This window comes from Pseudoalteromonas phenolica (assembly GCF_005886345.1).
In the GTDB taxonomy this organism is placed as follows: domain Bacteria; phylum Pseudomonadota; class Gammaproteobacteria; order Enterobacterales; family Alteromonadaceae; genus Pseudoalteromonas; species Pseudoalteromonas phenolica_A.
Map to the genome: position 1 here is coordinate 1 of NZ_PNEC01000132.1, position 286 is coordinate 286.

A 286-nucleotide genomic window follows, 5' to 3' on the forward strand; every position below is an offset into this window, starting at 1 on the left:
TCCTCATCACGCCCTATAACAGGATCCAATTTACCATTACGCGCCATTTCATTCAGATTACGGGCATACTTAGGTAACATATTCAACTGCGTTTCTTGCGTTTGGGTATGAATAGATGTTCCTTTTCTTAGTTCCTGGATAGAAGCTACCAAACCTTTTTCTGTTAAGCCGGCAGCTTTTAATTCTTTACTTACGGCATCATTAACTTGTAAAATAGCTATTAATAAATGCTCAGGTGTAACAAACTCATCTTTAAAAATACTTTTTACTGCATTAGCCGTCAGCA

The 286-nt window shown here is 37.1% G+C and carries 1 protein-coding gene; it reads right to left on the bottom strand.

Translation table 11 applies throughout. The annotated features are described in order from the left end of the window. Positions 1 to 286, bottom strand: a 286-nt coding sequence (locus tag CWB72_RS20360) for a Clp protease N-terminal domain-containing protein (protein ID WP_212747927.1), incomplete at both ends; no start/stop codon positions are given.